This is a genomic window from Chryseobacterium joostei (assembly GCF_003815775.1).
Taxonomy (GTDB): Bacteria; Bacteroidota; Bacteroidia; order Flavobacteriales; family Weeksellaceae; genus Chryseobacterium; species Chryseobacterium joostei.
The window spans coordinates 3,057,490-3,077,038 of record NZ_CP033926.1; the positions used below are offsets into that span (position 1 = coordinate 3,057,490).

7 protein-coding genes, 4 tRNA genes and 6 rRNA genes are annotated in these 19,549 nt (G+C 42.0%); 4 read left to right on the top strand and 13 right to left on the bottom strand.

What is annotated here, in order from left to right; translation table 11 throughout:
- The first annotated feature begins 37 nt into the window (after positions 1 to 37).
- Complete coding sequence (locus tag EG359_RS13870) at positions 38 to 1,015, top strand: aminodeoxychorismate synthase component I (protein WP_076357155.1); 978 nt, start codon at positions 38 to 40, stop codon at positions 1,013 to 1,015.
- Entirely contained in the window at positions 999 to 1,625 is a 627-nt protein-coding gene (locus EG359_RS13875; RefSeq protein ID WP_076357157.1) for an aminotransferase class IV, read from the top strand. Before EG359_RS13870 ends, EG359_RS13875 begins: the two co-directional genes overlap by 17 nt.
- Here EG359_RS13875 and menD read toward each other — a convergent pair.
- Positions 1,622 to 3,298, bottom strand: coding sequence for a 2-succinyl-5-enolpyruvyl-6-hydroxy-3-cyclohexene-1-carboxylic-acid synthase (gene menD / locus EG359_RS13880; RefSeq protein ID WP_076357159.1), 1,677 nt, complete (start codon positions 3,296 to 3,298; stop codon positions 1,622 to 1,624). The genes EG359_RS13875 and menD overlap by 4 nt on opposite strands.
- A gap of 84 nt (positions 3,299 to 3,382) precedes the next feature.
- On the opposite strand from menD, the gene EG359_RS13885 reads away from it, so the two are divergent.
- Both EG359_RS13885 and EG359_RS23005 read left to right on the top strand, forming a co-directional pair.
- Positions 3,383 to 4,333, top strand: coding sequence for an isopenicillin N synthase family dioxygenase (locus EG359_RS13885; protein WP_076357161.1), 951 nt, complete (start codon positions 3,383 to 3,385; stop codon positions 4,331 to 4,333).
- 254 nt (positions 4,334 to 4,587) lie between these two features.
- Entirely contained in the window at positions 4,588 to 4,752 is a 165-nt protein-coding gene (locus tag EG359_RS23005; protein ID WP_449384909.1) for a bacteriocin-like protein, read from the top strand.
- Positions 4,753 to 5,176: 424 nt separating this feature from the next.
- Here EG359_RS23005 and rrf (EG359_RS13890) read toward each other — a convergent pair.
- From rrf (EG359_RS13890) to EG359_RS13945, 12 genes are all read right to left on the bottom strand, one after another.
- Positions 5,177 to 5,284 (bottom strand): 5S ribosomal RNA (rrf, locus tag EG359_RS13890).
- A gap of 144 nt (positions 5,285 to 5,428) precedes the next feature.
- Positions 5,429 to 8,191, bottom strand: a 23S ribosomal RNA gene (locus EG359_RS13895).
- Between the two features lie 204 nt (positions 8,192 to 8,395).
- Positions 8,396 to 8,469: transfer RNA gene (locus EG359_RS13900), tRNA-Ala, on the bottom strand.
- Between the two features lie 87 nt (positions 8,470 to 8,556).
- Positions 8,557 to 8,630: transfer RNA gene (locus EG359_RS13905), tRNA-Ile, on the bottom strand.
- A gap of 197 nt (positions 8,631 to 8,827) precedes the next feature.
- Positions 8,828 to 10,344: ribosomal RNA gene (locus EG359_RS13910) — 16S ribosomal RNA — on the bottom strand.
- A 1,557-nt stretch (positions 10,345 to 11,901) separates the two neighbouring features.
- Positions 11,902 to 12,009, bottom strand: a 5S ribosomal RNA gene (gene rrf, locus EG359_RS13915).
- Positions 12,010 to 12,153: 144 nt separating this feature from the next.
- Positions 12,154 to 14,915 (bottom strand): 23S ribosomal RNA (locus tag EG359_RS13920).
- 204 nt (positions 14,916 to 15,119) lie between these two features.
- A tRNA-Ala gene (locus EG359_RS13925) sits at positions 15,120 to 15,193 on the bottom strand.
- A gap of 87 nt (positions 15,194 to 15,280) precedes the next feature.
- Positions 15,281 to 15,354 (bottom strand) — tRNA-Ile (locus tag EG359_RS13930).
- A gap of 197 nt (positions 15,355 to 15,551) precedes the next feature.
- Positions 15,552 to 17,068 (bottom strand): 16S ribosomal RNA (locus EG359_RS13935).
- The 16S, 23S and 5S rRNA genes sit together here with 4 tRNA genes alongside, the layout of an rRNA operon.
- Before the next feature lie 1,039 nt (positions 17,069 to 18,107).
- Positions 18,108 to 19,154, bottom strand: coding sequence for a PA0069 family radical SAM protein (locus EG359_RS13940; RefSeq protein ID WP_076352773.1), 1,047 nt, complete (start codon positions 19,152 to 19,154; stop codon positions 18,108 to 18,110).
- A gap of 121 nt (positions 19,155 to 19,275) precedes the next feature.
- Complete coding sequence (locus EG359_RS13945; protein ID WP_076352774.1) at positions 19,276 to 19,470, bottom strand: hypothetical protein; 195 nt, start codon at positions 19,468 to 19,470, stop codon at positions 19,276 to 19,278.
- Positions 19,471 to 19,549: the final 79 nt, after the last annotated feature.

Below are 19,549 nucleotides of genomic sequence, written 5' to 3' on the forward strand. Positions count from 1 at the left end.
TTATGCAAAAGTAAACATCAATAATTATTTTTGCTGAATGTTTTCAATGAATCATCAAAAATTTATAGAAATGGACGAGCTTTCTCTTAAGAAGGTTCCCTATTTTTTCGTTATCGACTTCCTTTCAGAAAATGTAGAAATATATCCAGAAAATGAAATTAAAAAATCAGGCTTAATTATTGATTTTCAGAACTTTTCAACCATAGAAGAAGTACCTGAATTAAATAAAAAAATAGCTTGGAAATCCTTTCCGGAGACTTTGGAAAGCTTCAAAAAAGGCTTTGATAAGGTTCAAAAAAATATTCGCCTTGGAAATTCATATCTTGTAAATTATACCCGGAAAACCGAAATTGAGACCAATTTAGACCTAAAAGAAATTTTTTATCACTCAGATGCCAAGTATAAGGTATTTTATAAAGATTTTTTTGTATTTTTTTCTCCTGAAACTTTTGTGAAGATTGTAGACAACAAAATCTTAACTTATCCAATGAAGGGCACCATTGATGCCTCGCTGGAAAATGCCTCTGAGATTTTGAAGAATGACAAAAAGGAAAAAGCAGAGCATTATACCGTGGTAGACCTCCTTCGCAATGATTTGAGCATGGTTGCTGATGATGTACATGTTGAACAATTTCAGCAAATTGACTTCATCAAAACTAGGCAAAAGGATCTATATGCGATGAGTTCTGAAATTTCAGGAATTGTAAAGCCTGAATTTGACGGAAAAATAGGAAGTATTATGCAAAAGCTTCTTCCTGCCGGTTCTATTTTGGGCGCTCCAAAACCTAAAACACTGGAAATAATTCTGGATGCAGAAGGATATGACAGAGGATACTATACAGGGGTTTGTGGCTGGTTTGATGGTAAAAACGTAGACAGCTGTGTAATGATACGCTTTATAGAAAAAGAGGGTGATAAGCTCTACTTCAAAAGCGGAGGCGGTATAACGCACATGAGTAAATTAGAAGACGAATATCAGGAAATGAAAAATAAAATCTATGTCCCAATTCATTGAAAGCATTAAAGTAGAAGATCAGGAAATTTTTCTATTAGAACTCCATCAAAAACGTGTCAATCAAACATTTTCCAACTTTGGAAAAGAAGACTCTATTGACCTGTCCAAAATCTACAAAAATCTACAACATGATGAAGACGGACTTTTTAAGTTAAGAATTTCCTATGACATGGATAAAAGGATAAAAACTCAGATGATTCCCTATGCTATCCCGGAAATACATGACTTTCAACTGGTGGAAAACAACAGCTTCGATTATTCCTTCAAGTTTGAAGACCGTAAGGAACTGGATAAAATGAAAATGAAGTCTAAGGCTGAGGAAATTATCATTGTAAAAAACAATCATATCACCGATACTTCATTTTCCAATCTATTATTCTTAAAAGGCAAGGAGTGGCTTACTCCCACTACTTATCTGCTAAATGGAGTACAAAGACAACACCTTTTAAAACAGAAAAAAATAAAAGAGGCTGAAATTACCTTACAGAATATAAAGCAATTCAGCCACTTTCAACTCATCAATGCCTTAAATGATTTTGATGATATGTTTATTTACCCTATTGATAGAATTATTAATCTGCCAGGGAATGAAGAATATCTTGATCTTTAGTTTTCTTTCATGAAATTAAAGTAAGCTTTCTGCACATCTGCACTATTTTTACCATATGTATTTACTTCCAGAATTTTTGGTAATACATCCGGCTTGAAAAAATTCTCCAATACCCTGTCTAAAGTCAAATCATCTTCTACTCTAATATAGGAAAACCCGAAATGTTTTGCCAAATGTTCAGCATTTTTACGGTGTTTTGTAGCGATAAATTCATCCAGCGTATTGGGGTTTGCATTTCCTGGGCCTGGAATAATTTTAAAGATATTACCCTCTCCATTATTGAAGATGATAATTCTTACAAATGGGGGGATATATTGGTTCCAAAGACCGTTGATATCATAAAAGAAGCTCAGGTCTCCCGTAATCAACAAGGTTGGATTTGCATTTTTGATCGCAAAGCCCATTGCTGTAGATGTTGAACCGTCAATTCCACTGGTTCCGCGATTACAGTACATCTTTCTTTTACCAAAATCAAACAACTGCGCATATCTGATGGCAGAAGAATTGGCAAAATGAATATTATAATTTTCTGGAACCGTTTGTGATGCTTTATTGAAAAAATAAAAATCTGAAAACTCAACTGTATTTAAAAACTGCTGGTGTTTAGCATCTTTCTTATCTCTTAGTACATCCCAAAGATTAAAATAAGGTCTAGGCTCCAGATTAATGAATTTCAATAATTTGGAGAAGAAAACTTCGGGTTTTACCTCTACTTTCTCTGTTAATGAGAAATAAGTATCTGGCTGCCAAACTTCGTCCAAATGCCAATGTTGCTTTGGTCTGGCACTTCTAAGAAACTGTTTAACTTTCTTGGAAACCACATTTTGCCCCACTGTAATTAATAAATCCGGAGCATATTTTTTATAATCCTCTTCTGTAAAATTGAAGATATAGCGGTCTATATGTCTGAAAAACTTTTCGTGGTAAAGATTGGAATTGGCTTCACTTAACACAACCACCGAATGGTTTTTCACCAATTGTGTCAACTGATTTTCCAATTCAGGGCTGTAGTCCCTGGTTCCCACCAATATCATAATTCTTTGAGAGGTATGCCATTCTGCAATCAGATTGGATGGAACCTCATATTCCTTATGTCTGATCGTTTTTTCAACGGTAGGGAAAGGAGGAAGTTCTGAAACCAATTCATACAAAGGTTCTTCCAATGGTATATTAATATGTACCGGCCCCTGCTTTTCAAAGCAAAGTTCGATCGCCTTTTTAATCGTATCAAAATTAATATCTTCTGCGTTCTCCTTACTGTCTTCCAAAAGCTGGAAATCACCGTAAGAGTGCTGATGAAAAACATCCTTCTGTCTGATCGTCTGACCATCAAAAATATCAACAAAATCCGTTGGCCTGTCAGCTGTCAGTACTAAAAGTGGAATATTTTGGTAAAATGCTTCTGTAACAGCAGGATAGTAATTAACTACCGCAGATCCGCTTGTACAGGTAATTGCGACCGGTTTTTTTTCACTTTTTGCCATTCCCATTGCAACAAAAGCAGCACTTCTTTCGTCTACAATGCTATAACAATTAAAACTATCCACTTCTGAAAAGTGAATCGCCAAAGGAGCATTCCTTGATCCCGGTGAAATTACAATGTCTGCAATTCCATACTGCTGAAGAAGATGTGCAAGTATTTGGATACTTCTCTTGGAAGAATATTTTTTCATACAGCAAATTTAACTTATAAATAATGATTTTAAAATCATTTAAATTAAAAAATATGTAATTTTGCTATTCGTAAATTTCTAAAAATGGACAAAATACCTAGTGTAGACCTGCGTGATTTCCTTTCGGGCAACCCGGAACGCAAACAGAAATTTGTAAATGAAATCGGAAAAGCTTATGAAGAAATTGGTTTTGTAGCCTTAAAAGGCCACTTTCTTGATGACAACCTAGTAGATGATTTGTATGAAGAGGTTAAAAACTTTTTTGAACAACCAGTGGAAACTAAAAAGAAGTATGAAATTCCAGGAATTGGTGGACAAAGAGGTTATGTAGGATTTGGTAAAGAGACTGCAAAAGGTTTCAAAAAAGGAGACCTAAAAGAATTTTGGCACTTTGGGCAGTATGTGTCTGATGATTCAAAATACAAAGCTGAGTACCCAGACAATGTAATCGTTGAAGAACTTCCGAAGTTCAACGAAGTTGGTAAAGAGGCATTCCAAATGCTTGAGAAAACAGGACAGTATGTTCTGAGAGCATTAGCATTGCACCTTGGACTAGATGAGTTCTATTTTGACGACAAGATCGCTGAAGGAAACTCAATTCTAAGACCTATTCACTATCCACCAATCACAGAAGAACCAGATGATGCTGTAAGAGCAGCTGCTCATGGAGATATCAACCTTATCACTCTTTTAATGGGAGCACAGGGTAAAGGGCTTCAGGTTCAAAACCACAACGGTGAATGGATTGATGCGATTGCAGAACCGGATGAATTGATGATCAATGTTGGAGATATGCTTTCAAGACATACCAATAACAAATTGAAATCTACAATCCACAGAGTGGTAAACCCACCAAGAGAGATGTGGACAACCTCAAGATATTCAATTCCTTTCTTTATGCACCCAATCAGTGCTATGTCTTTAAATGCTCTTGAAAACTGTGTAGACGAAAACAACCCAAAATTGTACGAAGATACAACAGCAGGAGAATTCTTACATGAAAGACTTATTGAGCTGGGATTAATTAAGAAATAATAAATAAATTAATCTATAGTAGTCAATAATTGATCATCTACTGGTAACAGTCTGATTAATTATTGACTATTTTTTTATTATATACACTATATAGAAACTCTTTCAACAAGATATATAAGTAATACTTTTTCTTCCTTTTATCTAAATCCTTCTTTCTATAAATTTTCACTTTTACAAATTTCAAAAAATATTAGGTTTAATTAAAAATATTTTGATTAATTTTATTTTACCATCAAATTTTTAATTAAATCAATATGAAAAATCTAAAAAAACTAAGAAAAGATCAATTAAAAGGTATTAACGGAGCAGGAATTCAACTTCCTGAACCAGAATTCTGTATGTATTATTGCAATGGGACTATAGTTTGTGCAACTTGTAGTAATGACTTCAAATGTCCCGACATAAACAGTCAAATGTAAAATAAAGCTAATTACTACCTAAGAAAATAACCACTCATTCCCGAGTGGTTATTTTAATAAAGCCTAGCTTTATTCACTATACTTAACAATTTATAGCAGCCTTGTAAGCCTGCTTAAATTTCCTTAATTCTAAATCTCAATATCAAAAGTCTATCCATTCTAGTATATAGCTTTAAAACGGCTTATATTCATCAATATTTCAAAGTAACAGAAAGAGATAATAGTATCTTTTTTCTCGTAATATAATTCTTCATAAGGCCCTAATGAGCAATTACTAAATAATCAATGAGGATAATGAATAATAAAGATGGTAGCAATTCAAACTATATGATTCAATAGAAGTGGGCTTTAGCCCGCTTTCCTATGGTATGGCACAAAAAAAGTCTCATACACTACTGTATGAGACTTTTAAAAATAAAATAAAAACTGGCGGCGGCCTACTCTCCCGCGTTAGCAGTACCATCGGCGCTGGTGGGCTTAACTTCTGTGTTCGGAATGGGAACAGGTGAGCCCCACCGCTAAAACCACCCTAAAGGCTGTATATAAGGTTGCAGGTTAGAGGCAAAGGGATGCAGGCTTATCCTGCTTCCTAATAGCCAACATCTGCTACCTGGTTTATATTCGATAAAAACCTTCACAAAGAGGTAACCTTGCTGCACTTCCGTGCGCCATATTAGGCTATAAATCTACGGGTAATTAGTACTACTCGGCTATGACATTACTGTCTTTACACCTGTAGCCTATCAACGTCGTCATCTCCAACGACCCTTAAAAGATGTCTCATCTTGAGGCGAGTTTCGCACTTATATGCCTTCAGTGCTTATCTCTTCCAAACGTAGCTACTCAGCGGTGCACCTGGCGGTACAACTGATACACCAGAGGTTTGTTCAATTCGGTCCTCTCGTACTAGAATCAAGCCCTCTCAAACATCTAACGCCCGCAATAGATAGAGACCGAACTGTCTCACGACGTTCTGAACCCAGCTCGCGTGCCACTTTAATGGGCGAACAGCCCAACCCTTGGGACCTTCTCCAGCCCCAGGATGTGACGAGCCGACATCGAGGTGCCGAACCTCCCCGTCGATGTGAGCTCTTGGGGGAGACTAGCCTGTTATCCCCGGAGTACCTTTTATCCTATGAGCGATGGCCCTTCCATACGGAACCACCGGATCACTATGTCCTGCTTTCGCACCTGATCGACTTGTAGGTCTCACAGTCAAGCACCCTTATGCCATTACACTCTACGCACGGTTACCAAGCGTGCTGAGGGTACCTTTGAAAGCCTCCGTTACTCTTTTGGAGGCGACCACCCCAGTCAAACTACCCACCACGCAATGTCCTTCTAAAAGAAGTTAGGCTCCAAGTAAGTAAAGGGTGGTATTTCAACGTCGGCTCCACAGACACTAGCGTGCCCGCTTCAAAGCCTCCCACCTATCCTACACATTACTTACTCAAAGTCAATACGAAGTTATAGTAAAGGTTCACAGGGTCTTTTCGTCCCATTGCGGGTACTCGGCATCTTCACCGAGACTACAATTTCACAGAGCTCATGGTTGAGACAGTGCCCAGATCGTTACACCATTCGTGCAGGTCGGAACTTACCCGACAAGGAATTTCGCTACCTTAGGACCGTTATAGTTACGGCCGCCGTTTACTGGGGCTTCAGTCAATGCCTTCGGTTTAACCCTAAGCACCTTCCTTAACCTTCCAGCACCGGGCAGGTGTCAGACCCTATACTGCATCTTTCGATTTTGCAGAGTCCTGTGTTTTTGATAAACAGTCGCCTGGGCCTCTTTACTGCGGCCACCATTGCTGATGGCGTCTCTTCTCCCGAAGTTACGAGACTATTTTGCCTAGTTCCTTAACCATGATTCACTCTAGCACCTTAGGATTCTCTCCTCGACTACCTGTGTCGGTTTTGGTACGGGTTGCTTCACTTCGGCTTTTCTTGGAAGCACTTTCCCTGCAGCAGCTTCGCCCGAAGGCTAGGCCTTGACTATTCCGTCAGTCTCCAGCAGGTACGGCACTCCGTCCCCTTTTTAGTGTGAGCAAGTATGGGAATATTAACCCATTGTCCATCCACTACCCCTTTCGGGTTCGCGTTAGGTCCCGACTAACCCTCAGCTGATTAGCATGGCTGAGGAAACCTTAGTCTTTCGGTGAGCGGGTTTCTCGCCCGCTTTATCGTTACTTATGCCTACATTTTCTTTTCTATCCGCTCCACAATACCTCACAGTACTGCTTCGGCGCAAATAGAATGCTCTCCTACCAGATGTACTATAAAGTACAAATCCATAGCTTCGGTAATATGTTTATGCCCGATTATTATCCATGCCGGACCGCTCGACTAGTGAGCTGTTACGCACTCTTTAAATGAATGGCTGCTTCCAAGCCAACATCCTAGCTGTCAATGCAGTCCAACCGCGTTGCTTCAACTTAACATATATTTGGGGACCTTAGCTGTTGGTCTGGGTTCTTTCCCTCTCGGACATGGACCTTAGCACCCATGCCCTCACTGCCGTAGAACATTTATTAGCATTCGGAGTTTGTCAGGAATTGGTAGGTGGTGAAACCCCCGCATCCAATCAGTAGCTCTACCTCTAATAAACTTATATACGACGCTGCACCTAAATGCATTTCGGAGAGTACGAGCTATCTCCCAGTTTGATTGGCCTTTCACCCCTACCCACAGGTCATCCGAAGACTTTTCAACGTCAACCGGTTCGGTCCTCCACTCTGTGTTACCAGAGCTTCAACCTGCCCATGGGTAGATCACAAGGTTTCGCGTCTAATCCTACTAACTAAGCGCCCTATTCAGACTCGCTTTCGCTCCGGCTCCGGTACTTAATACCTTAACCTCGCTAGTAAAATTAACTCGTAGGCTCATTATGCAAAAGGCACGCCGTCACACCATATAGGTGCTCCGACCGCTTGTAGGCGTACGGTTTCAGGTTCTATTTCACCCTTCTATTCGAAGTGCTTTTCACCTTTCCTTCACAGTACTTGTTCACTATCGGTCTTTCAGGAGTATTTAGCCTTGGAGGATGGTCCCCCCATATTCAGACAGGATTTCACGTGTCCCGCCCTACTCATTTATCACTTAAATATGCCTTTCATATACGGGGCTATCACCCTCTACGGCCGTTCTTTCCAGAACGTTCTATTAAACATAAATTAGCTTTTGGGCTAATCCGCTTTCGCTCGCCACTACTTACGGAATCTCTTCGATTTCTTTTCCTCCGGGTACTTAGATGTTTCAGTTCTCCGGGTTTGCTCTCCAATAAATTGGAGTGACTGGTCTTCAACCAGACGGGTTGCCCCATTCGGACATCTGCGGATCAATTCGTGTGTGCCAATCCCCGCAGCTTTTCGCAGCTTACCACGTCCTTCTTCGCCTCTGAAAGCCTAGGCATCCGCCATACGCCCTTAACGATTTCTTTCCTAATAATTATATTAGTTCAGTATTTTTTGATAAATTCTCATTTATCGATATTTTTATAAACTCGGCACTCGAAAGTGCTCGGTTATCTCTTTGTGATGTCTTTACCGTTAATGTCAATGATCTTAATGTCTTCTTGTCCGTCTGATGAACAGATATTGTTTTTGGCTCTATCCGTAACTTTTAAATCAAACTTCCAAAACTGTGGAGAATAAGGGAGTCGAACCCTTGACCTCCTGCGTGCAAGGCAGGCGCTCTAGCCAGCTGAGCTAATTCCCCCTCTAGTAGACTTCAGATGTCAGATTACAGACTTTAGACCTAAATGTCTGACGTCTCATATCTGATGTCTTCCCGTCTTATAATTAGTAGTCTCGGGCAGGCTCGAACTGCCGACCTCTACATTATCAGTGTAGCGCTCTAACCAGCTGAGCTACGAGACTTTGTTATGGTAGTGAGTGATGTGTAAAAGGAAATTCCCAATTCATACATTCACTTCCCAATCTCTTTCCCTAATACTAATTTCTAGTGGGTTTTGTATTTTATATATATATCAACCAAATAAAAAACTAAAGCTTCTCTTTAAGCAAGTGCGTGTATCTTGCGATACTAATTTTGTTTATCGTCCAAAGACGCTCTAAAATGAGATGTTCCAGCCGCACCTTCCGGTACGGCTACCTTGTTACGACTTAGCCCTAGTTACCTGTTTTACCCTAGGCAGCTCCTGTTACGGTCACCGACTTCAGGTACCCCAGACTTCCATGGCTTGACGGGCGGTGTGTACAAGGCCCGGGAACGTATTCACCGCGCCATGGCTGATGCGCGATTACTAGCGATTCCAGCTTCATAGAGTCGAGTTGCAGACTCCAATCCGAACTGAGACCAGCTTTCGAGATTTGCATCACGTCACCGTGTAGCTGCCCTCTGTACTGGCCATTGTATTACGTGTGTGGCCCAAGGCGTAAGGGCCGTGATGATTTGACGTCATCCCCACCTTCCTCTCTACTTGCGTAGGCAGTCTCACTAGAGTCCCCAACTTAATGATGGCAACTAGTGACAGGGGTTGCGCTCGTTGCAGGACTTAACCTAACACCTCACGGCACGAGCTGACGACAACCATGCAGCACCTTGAAAAATGTCCGAAGAAAAGCCTATTTCTAAGCCTGTCATTTCCCATTTAAGCCTTGGTAAGGTTCCTCGCGTATCATCGAATTAAACCACATAATCCACCGCTTGTGCGGGCCCCCGTCAATTCCTTTGAGTTTCATTCTTGCGAACGTACTCCCCAGGTGGCTAACTTATCACTTTCGCTTAGTCTCTGAATCCGAAAACCCAAAAACGAGTTAGCATCGTTTACGGCGTGGACTACCAGGGTATCTAATCCTGTTCGCTCCCCACGCTTTCGTCCATCAGCGTCAGTTGTTGCTTAGTAACCTGCCTTCGCAATTGGTGTTCTAAGTAATATCTATGCATTTCACCGCTACACTACTTATTCCAGCTACTTCAACAACACTCAAGACCTGCAGTATCAATGGCAGTTTCACAGTTAAGCTGTGAGATTTCACCACTGACTTACAGATCCGCCTACGGACCCTTTAAACCCAATAAATCCGGATAACGCTTGCACCCTCCGTATTACCGCGGCTGCTGGCACGGAGTTAGCCGGTGCTTATTCGTATAGTACCTTCAGCTTCCCTCACGAGGAAAGGTTTATCCCTATACAAAAGAAGTTTACAACCCATAGGGCCGTCGTCCTTCACGCGGGATGGCTGGATCAGGCTCTCACCCATTGTCCAATATTCCTCACTGCTGCCTCCCGTAGGAGTCTGGTCCGTGTCTCAGTACCAGTGTGGGGGATCACCCTCTCAGGCCCCCTAAGGATCGTTGACTTGGTGAGCCGTTACCTCACCAACTATCTAATCCTGCGCGTGCCCATCTCTATCCACCGGAGTTTTCAATAAAAAACGATGCCGTTTCTTATATTATGGGGTATTAATCTTCCTTTCGAAAGGCTATCCCCCAGATAAAGGCAGGTTGCACACGTGTTCCGCACCCGTGCGCCGCTCTCAAGATCCCGAAGAATCTCTACCGCTCGGCTTGCATGTGTTAGGCCTCCCGCTAGCGTTCATCCTGAGCCAGGATCAAACTCTCCATTGTATGTTTGTCTGACTCACTCAAAGTTTTGACGCTTTAGTTTTTCCTTACTTGGTTGTTATATTGTATGTCAATGATCTTTATATCTTCCGCTTTTTAATGAAGCACTCTTCTCTGTCAGTGGCGCTCCATATTTGCGAGTGCAAAAGTAAAACTTTATTTTGTAATGACCAAATGTTTCTGAAATAAATTTAAAGTTTTTTAAGTAACCCTAAACCCTATCCTAAACCTTAGTCATCCCTACTCCTGCGCTCCCGTTTTATTGGGACTGCAAAGATACAAACTCTTTTTTATCTCGCAAGTTTTATTGACTAAAACTTGAAAGTTTTTTTTTCGCCTGTCTCTCTCGTAGTGTATAATGTTTATGCCCATCAAAGGGCTCTCTGCGCTACTGAATGTACTCTCGTTTTCAGTGGGGCAAAGATAGAAACTTATACCATACCCCGCAAGATTATTTAACATAAAGTTAAACCATGCGACTTAATTGTGGAAAATTACTATATCTAATCAAATGATAAAGAGCTATTTATAATATATCATATAGTTATCCACAATAATGGGGAGTAAATATTTACAATAATGAAGGAAGCTAGATGGTAGCCCATGGTCGTCTTCCATAGCTTCAATATTTAACTATACGTGCTATTGCGGGGTTGGGGAAAGCATAAGATGTACGGCAGGAATCAAGTGGATTTATGAATAAAATGATTGCAATCATTTTTCATAGGGACTTCTACATGAGAAGTGATGATAATAAATAATTAAGGTGTGAATATTTTATGGTAAGGAAAAAACTGACTTTCTGTAAAGGGTGGAGTAAAGACATTAACAGAAGCCGGATCCATATAATGAATAAAATAGATTGGCAATCACAATGGATAATATCATCCCTCAGATTCTGGTAGCCATTGATAAGAAATAGCCAGGATATTTAATAATACCTACGAGGTATCCTATGAAATAGTGGGGCTATCATATTAATAATAAAAGAAACAAGGGTTGGGATCTGGGAAATATAAATATTGAACCGTAGGCAAGTTTGGCGCACTCGGTGCCTGATGGTAAAGTAATCAAGGTAAAGGTATCACCAAATCTATGGTTTATACCGGTAAAATGGATTATGCCAAAAATCAGCAGGTGGATAAATAAAGTTTGCCCGTCTATGACTTAGCTCCGGAAGCAATTTGTAGTTTAAATACTGCTTTCTACAAGAGGCCTGGTATTATTTCCTATTGAGAGTCCTTAGGGATTACAGCAATGGGAAGCCATTCATCATAAGTAATGGATAATGAGTAATGGTTGGAGGCTTCTCAATAGTCAATGGAAGGGGGCTAGCCCCAAGCATATGATTCAGCATTAGTGCATAGTTACAGTATTGCAGATCAAATGAACGTTTACATGTTGCTTATGCCTGTGCTTAGTGGATTGGCTTGGGTTCCCTTTGTGTGTGTGTATGGATAAGGTATGGGTATGGGCTCTAGTTCGTTTGTCCATTTTTATGGTATGGCACAAAAAAAAGTCTCATACACTACTGTATGAGACTTTTAAAAATAAAATAAAAACTGGCGGCGGCCTACTCTCCCGCGTTAGCAGTACCATCGGCGCTGGTGGGCTTAACTTCTGTGTTCGGAATGGGAACAGGTGAGCCCCACCGCTAAAACCACCCTAAAGGCTGTATATAAGGTTGCAGGTTAGAGGCAAAGGGATGCAGGCTTATCCTGCTTCCTAATAGCCAACATCTGCTACCTGGTTTATATTCGATAAAAACCTTCACAAAGAGGTAACCTTGCTGCACTTCCGTGCGCCATATTAGGCTATAAATCTACGGGTAATTAGTACTACTCGGCTATGACATTACTGTCTTTACACCTGTAGCCTATCAACGTCGTCATCTCCAACGACCCTTAAAAGATGTCTCATCTTGAGGCGAGTTTCGCACTTATATGCCTTCAGTGCTTATCTCTTCCAAACGTAGCTACTCAGCGGTGCACCTGGCGGTACAACTGATACACCAGAGGTTTGTTCAATTCGGTCCTCTCGTACTAGAATCAAGCCCTCTCAAACATCTAACGCCCGCAATAGATAGAGACCGAACTGTCTCACGACGTTCTGAACCCAGCTCGCGTGCCACTTTAATGGGCGAACAGCCCAACCCTTGGGACCTTCTCCAGCCCCAGGATGTGACGAGCCGACATCGAGGTGCCGAACCTCCCCGTCGATGTGAGCTCTTGGGGGAGACTAGCCTGTTATCCCCGGAGTACCTTTTATCCTATGAGCGATGGCCCTTCCATACGGAACCACCGGATCACTATGTCCTGCTTTCGCACCTGATCGACTTGTAGGTCTCACAGTCAAGCACCCTTATGCCATTACACTCTACGCACGGTTACCAAGCGTGCTGAGGGTACCTTTGAAAGCCTCCGTTACTCTTTTGGAGGCGACCACCCCAGTCAAACTACCCACCACGCAATGTCCTTCTAAAAGAAGTTAGGCTCCAAGTAAGTAAAGGGTGGTATTTCAACGTCGGCTCCACAGACACTAGCGTGCCCGCTTCAAAGCCTCCCACCTATCCTACACATTACTTACTCAAAGTCAATACGAAGTTATAGTAAAGGTTCACAGGGTCTTTTCGTCCCATTGCGGGTACTCGGCATCTTCACCGAGACTACAATTTCACAGAGCTCATGGTTGAGACAGTGCCCAGATCGTTACACCATTCGTGCAGGTCGGAACTTACCCGACAAGGAATTTCGCTACCTTAGGACCGTTATAGTTACGGCCGCCGTTTACTGGGGCTTCAGTCAATGCCTTCGGTTTAACCCTAAGCACCTTCCTTAACCTTCCAGCACCGGGCAGGTGTCAGACCCTATACTGCATCTTTCGATTTTGCAGAGTCCTGTGTTTTTGATAAACAGTCGCCTGGGCCTCTTTACTGCGGCCACCATTGCTGATGGCGTCTCTTCTCCCGAAGTTACGAGACTATTTTGCCTAGTTCCTTAACCATGATTCACTCTAGCACCTTAGGATTCTCTCCTCGACTACCTGTGTCGGTTTTGGTACGGGTTGCTTCACTTCGGCTTTTCTTGGAAGCACTTTCCCTGCAGCAGCTTCGCCCGAAGGCTAGGCCTTGACTATTCCGTCAGTCTCCAGCAGGTACGGCACTCCGTCCCCTTTTTAGTGTGAGCAAGTATGGGAATATTAACCCATTGTCCATCCACTACCCCTTTCGGGTTCGCGTTAGGTCCCGACTAACCCTCAGCTGATTAGCATGGCTGAGGAAACCTTAGTCTTTCGGTGAGCGGGTTTCTCGCCCGCTTTATCGTTACTTATGCCTACATTTTCTTTTCTATCCGCTCCACAATACCTCACAGTACTGCTTCGGCGCAAATAGAATGCTCTCCTACCAGATGTACTATAAAGTACAAATCCATAGCTTCGGTAATATGTTTATGCCCGATTATTATCCATGCCGGACCGCTCGACTAGTGAGCTGTTACGCACTCTTTAAATGAATGGCTGCTTCCAAGCCAACATCCTAGCTGTCAATGCAGTCCAACCGCGTTGCTTCAACTTAACATATATTTGGGGACCTTAGCTGTTGGTCTGGGTTCTTTCCCTCTCGGACATGGACCTTAGCACCCATGCCCTCACTGCCGTAGAACATTTATTAGCATTCGGAGTTTGTCAGGAATTGGTAGGTGGTGAAACCCCCGCATCCAATCAGTAGCTCTACCTCTAATAAACTTATATACGACGCTGCACCTAAATGCATTTCGGAGAGTACGAGCTATCTCCCAGTTTGATTGGCCTTTCACCCCTACCCACAGGTCATCCGAAGACTTTTCAACGTCAACCGGTTCGGTCCTCCACTCTGTGTTACCAGAGCTTCAACCTGCCCATGGGTAGATCACAAGGTTTCGCGTCTAATCCTACTAACTAAGCGCCCTATTCAGACTCGCTTTCGCTCCGGCTCCGGTACTTAATACCTTAACCTCGCTAGTAAAATTAACTCGTAGGCTCATTATGCAAAAGGCACGCCGTCACACCATATAGGTGCTCCGACCGCTTGTAGGCGTACGGTTTCAGGTTCTATTTCACCCTTCTATTCGAAGTGCTTTTCACCTTTCCTTCACAGTACTTGTTCACTATCGGTCTTTCAGGAGTATTTAGCCTTGGAGGATGGTCCCCCATATTCAGACAGGATTTCACGTGTCCCGCCCTACTCATTTATCACTTAAATATGCCTTTCATATACGGGGCTATCACCCTCTACGGCCGTTCTTTCCAGAACGTTCTATTAAACATAAATTAGCTTTTGGGCTAATCCGCTTTCGCTCGCCACTACTTACGGAATCTCTTCGATTTCTTTTCCTCCGGGTACTTAGATGTTTCAGTTCTCCGGGTTTGCTCTCCAATAAATTGGAGTGACTGGTCTTCAACCAGACGGGTTGCCCCATTCGGACATCTGCGGATCAATTCGTGTGTGCCAATCCCCGCAGCTTTTCGCAGCTTACCACGTCCTTCTTCGCCTCTGAAAGCCTAGGCATCCGCCATACGCCCTTAACGATTTCTTTCCTAATAATTATATTAGTTCAGTATTTTTTGATAAATTCTCATTTATCGATATTTTTATAAACTCGGCACTCGAAAGTGCTCGGTTATCTCTTTGTGATGTCTTTACCGTTAATGTCAATGATCTTAATGTCTTCTTGTCCGTCTGATGAACAGATATTGTTTTTGGCTCTATCCGTAACTTTTAAATCAAACTTCCAAAACTGTGGAGAATAAGGGAGTCGAACCCTTGACCTCCTGCGTGCAAGGCAGGCGCTCTAGCCAGCTGAGCTAATTCCCCCTCTAGTAGACTTCAGATGTCAGATTACAGACTTTAGACCTAAATGTCTGACGTCTCATATCTGATGTCTTCCCGTCTTATAATTAGTAGTCTCGGGCAGGCTCGAACTGCCGACCTCTACATTATCAGTGTAGCGCTCTAACCAGCTGAGCTACGAGACTTTGTTATGGTAGTGAGTGATGTGTAAAAGGAAATTCCCAATTCATACATTCACTTCCCAATCTCTTTCCCTAATACTAATTTCTAGTGGGTTTTGTATTTTATATATATATCAACCAAATAAAAAACTAAAGCTTCTCTTTAAGCAAGTGCGTGTATCTTGCGATACTAATTTTGTTTATCGTCCAAAGACGCTCTAAAATGAGATGTTCCAGCCGCACCTTCCGGTACGGCTACCTTGTTACGACTTAGCCCTAGTTACCTGTTTTACCCTAGGCAGCTCCTGTTACGGTCACCGACTTCAGGTACCCCAGACTTCCATGGCTTGACGGGCGGTGTGTACAAGGCCCGGGAACGTATTCACCGCGCCATGGCTGATGCGCGATTACTAGCGATTCCAGCTTCATAGAGTCGAGTTGCAGACTCCAATCCGAACTGAGACCAGCTTTCGAGATTTGCATCACGTCACCGTGTAGCTGCCCTCTGTACTGGCCATTGTATTACGTGTGTGGCCCAAGGCGTAAGGGCCGTGATGATTTGACGTCATCCCCACCTTCCTCTCTACTTGCGTAGGCAGTCTCACTAGAGTCCCCAACTTAATGATGGCAACTAGTGACAGGGGTTGCGCTCGTTGCAGGACTTAACCTAACACCTCACGGCACGAGCTGACGACAACCATGCAGCACCTTGAAAAATGTCCGAAGAAAAGCCTATTTCTAAGCCTGTCATTTCCCATTTAAGCCTTGGTAAGGTTCCTCGCGTATCATCGAATTAAACCACATAATCCACCGCTTGTGCGGGCCCCCGTCAATTCCTTTGAGTTTCATTCTTGCGAACGTACTCCCCAGGTGGCTAACTTATCACTTTCGCTTAGTCTCTGAATCCGAAAACCCAAAAACGAGTTAGCATCGTTTACGGCGTGGACTACCAGGGTATCTAATCCTGTTCGCTCCCCACGCTTTCGTCCATCAGCGTCAGTTGTTGCTTAGTAACCTGCCTTCGCAATTGGTGTTCTAAGTAATATCTATGCATTTCACCGCTACACTACTTATTCCAGCTACTTCAACAACACTCAAGACCTGCAGTATCAATGGCAGTTTCACAGTTAAGCTGTGAGATTTCACCACTGACTTACAGATCCGCCTACGGACCCTTTAAACCCAATAAATCCGGATAACGCTTGCACCCTCCGTATTACCGCGGCTGCTGGCACGGAGTTAGCCGGTGCTTATTCGTATAGTACCTTCAGCTTCCCTCACGAGGAAAGGTTTATCCCTATACAAAAGAAGTTTACAACCCATAGGGCCGTCGTCCTTCACGCGGGATGGCTGGATCAGGCTCTCACCCATTGTCCAATATTCCTCACTGCTGCCTCCCGTAGGAGTCTGGTCCGTGTCTCAGTACCAGTGTGGGGGATCACCCTCTCAGGCCCCCTAAGGATCGTTGACTTGGTGAGCCGTTACCTCACCAACTATCTAATCCTGCGCGTGCCCATCTCTATCCACCGGAGTTTTCAATAAAAAACGATGCCGTTTCTTATATTATGGGGTATTAATCTTCCTTTCGAAAGGCTATCCCCCAGATAAAGGCAGGTTGCACACGTGTTCCGCACCCGTGCGCCGCTCTCAAGATCCCGAAGAATCTCTACCGCTCGGCTTGCATGTGTTAGGCCTCCCGCTAGCGTTCATCCTGAGCCAGGATCAAACTCTCCATTGTATGTTTGTCTGACTCACTCAAAGTTTTGACGCTTTAGTTTTTCCTTACTTGGTTGTTATATTGTATGTCAATGATCTTTATATCTTCCGCTTTTTAATGAAGCACTCTTCTCTGTCAGTGGCGCTCCATATTTGCGAGTGCAAAAGTAAAACTTTATTTTGTAATGACCAAATGTTTCTGAAATAAATTTAAAGTTTTTTAAGTAACCCTAAACTTTATCCTAAACCTCAATCAACCTACTCCTGCGCTCCCGTTTTATCGGGACTGCAAAGATACAAACTCTTTTTTATCCCGCAAGTTTTAGTGACTAAAACTTGAAAGTTTTTTTTTCGCCTGTCTCTCTCGTAGTGTATAATGTTTATGTCCATCCAAGGGCTCTCTGCGCTACTGAATGTACTCTCGTTTTCAGTGGGGCAAAGATAGAAACTTATACCATACCCCGCAAGATTATTTAACATAAAGTTCATATTTGCATCCCTTTTTTCCATAAGCCCCTGGAATGCAGGGACAAAAATTTTAAACAAATGTTTGGAAGAGGGGGAGCAAGCGTGGGAGGGTTGGAGGGCGGGAGGGCAAGTGGGGAGAAATGGGGGGATTTGCAGTCATTATATAAGGGATGGGGAATAGGTAATGGGTAATGGGTAATGGAAGATATCCTATTATAGTATATAAGGAGGTTGGTAATAATCCCTCTCCTACTTCTCGGGATGCCGTTTTTATTTTTTAGGCGGGACTAGGGCCAAATTTGACGGGGATTTTATATTAGCATGGATTAAAGCTCATCCCCAGTGAATAGGTGTAGGCAGGAGATGGATTTTTGTGGAAGACCTCCCACTAGCCCTGATAGGAATGGTTACCCCACAGCACGCAGTGGAAAGGCGTCCGGCCTGGGCATTGGAATACAGTGAGCGAGGAGTAAAAATGGAGAGCAGGAAAAAGCTACTAAAAAAAACACTAATGATAAAGAGTGAGGAATATGTGAACCTTTTATTCCTATTATATATCATATAGGTACAAGTTCATTATTGGAAAATGGAAATTAATCGAACAATCTCAGTTGCTGATCTCGTGTCCCTGTAAAATTGACAGTGGAAAGCTTAGGGAATTCTTTTCCATCAAAAAATTTCTTTCTCCCTATTTTAAAGGTTGTATGAATCATGTCTGCAATATTCCCCTCTCCTCTTTGTCTTTCAAAATATCTTTTATCTCCAAGCTTTCCTCCACGCATGGATCGGATCAGGTTGAGTACTTTTTGTGACCTATCTGGAAAATGAGATTCTATCCAATTAACAAAAACAGGTTCTACGGTATCGTTTAACCGAACTATGGTATATCCGAAACTTAAAGCTCCCGCATCCGCAATCGTTTTAAGAATCGTTAAAGGTTCGTCACTGTTGAGTCCCGGAATGATAGGTGCTACCATGACATGTACGGGAATTTTATTTTCAGTGAGAATTTCTATGGCTTTTAGTTTATTTTTTGCGGAACTTGTTCTTGGTTCCATTTTCCTCCTTAAGTCTTCATTAATAGTAGGAATACTTAATGAAACAGAAACAAGGTTTTGCTCCGCCATTGGTTTTAAAATATCCAAATCCCGTAAGACCATTGCATTTTTTGTCAGAATATTGACAGGATGTCTGTAATCAAGACAAACCTGCAGTAGTTTTCTGGTGATTTCAAATTGTCTTTCAGCGGGCTGATAGCAGTCTGTATTGCCTGACAGTAGAATTGGCGCCGCTTTATGTCCTCTTTTTTGAAAAAATTTTTCCAATAATTCAGGAGCATTTTTCTTCACCATGATCTTTCTTTCAAAATCAATTCCTGCGCTATAGCCCCAATATTCATGCGTAGGTCTTGCAAAACAGTAGGAACAACCATGTTCACACCCTTGATAAGGATTCATGGAATATTCCATTGGAAGATCTTCACTTTTAACCTGATTAACAATCGTTTTCGGAAAAACTTCGGTAAAAGTAGTCTTTGTGGTTTCGAAATCTTCATCTTCAGGCTCATAGGTATACCTGTCGAAACGATTGACTACGTTCCGCTGAGCCCCTTGTCCTTTTATGAAGTTTTCGTTTTTCATTGTGATGTAAAATTAAAATGGAATTCCTGTAAAATAATGAACTTTAACATTAAAGTTTTCCACAAAAAAATCCAACACTTTCAAAAGCGTTGGATTAAACATAATTAAATATATTTTTTTACTACTTCAGCGCATAAAATTCCACTCCGTGTGTTTCATCGTCGTGGTTCTTTTCATCAAAGTGTCTGTGATAGTCCGAATAGGTATCACTATATTTTTTGTCTTTTTTCGTTAATATCTTTTTTAATCCTATTAAGCTTAATACTGCCAAAAGACCAACTCCTCCTGCCAGTAAAACTCCAACTTCTTTTTTCATATTTTCTTTGATTTATTATTGTTACCATTGCAAAAAGTGTACCTATTTTATTTTTCTGAATTATAAATTTTGTTAACAT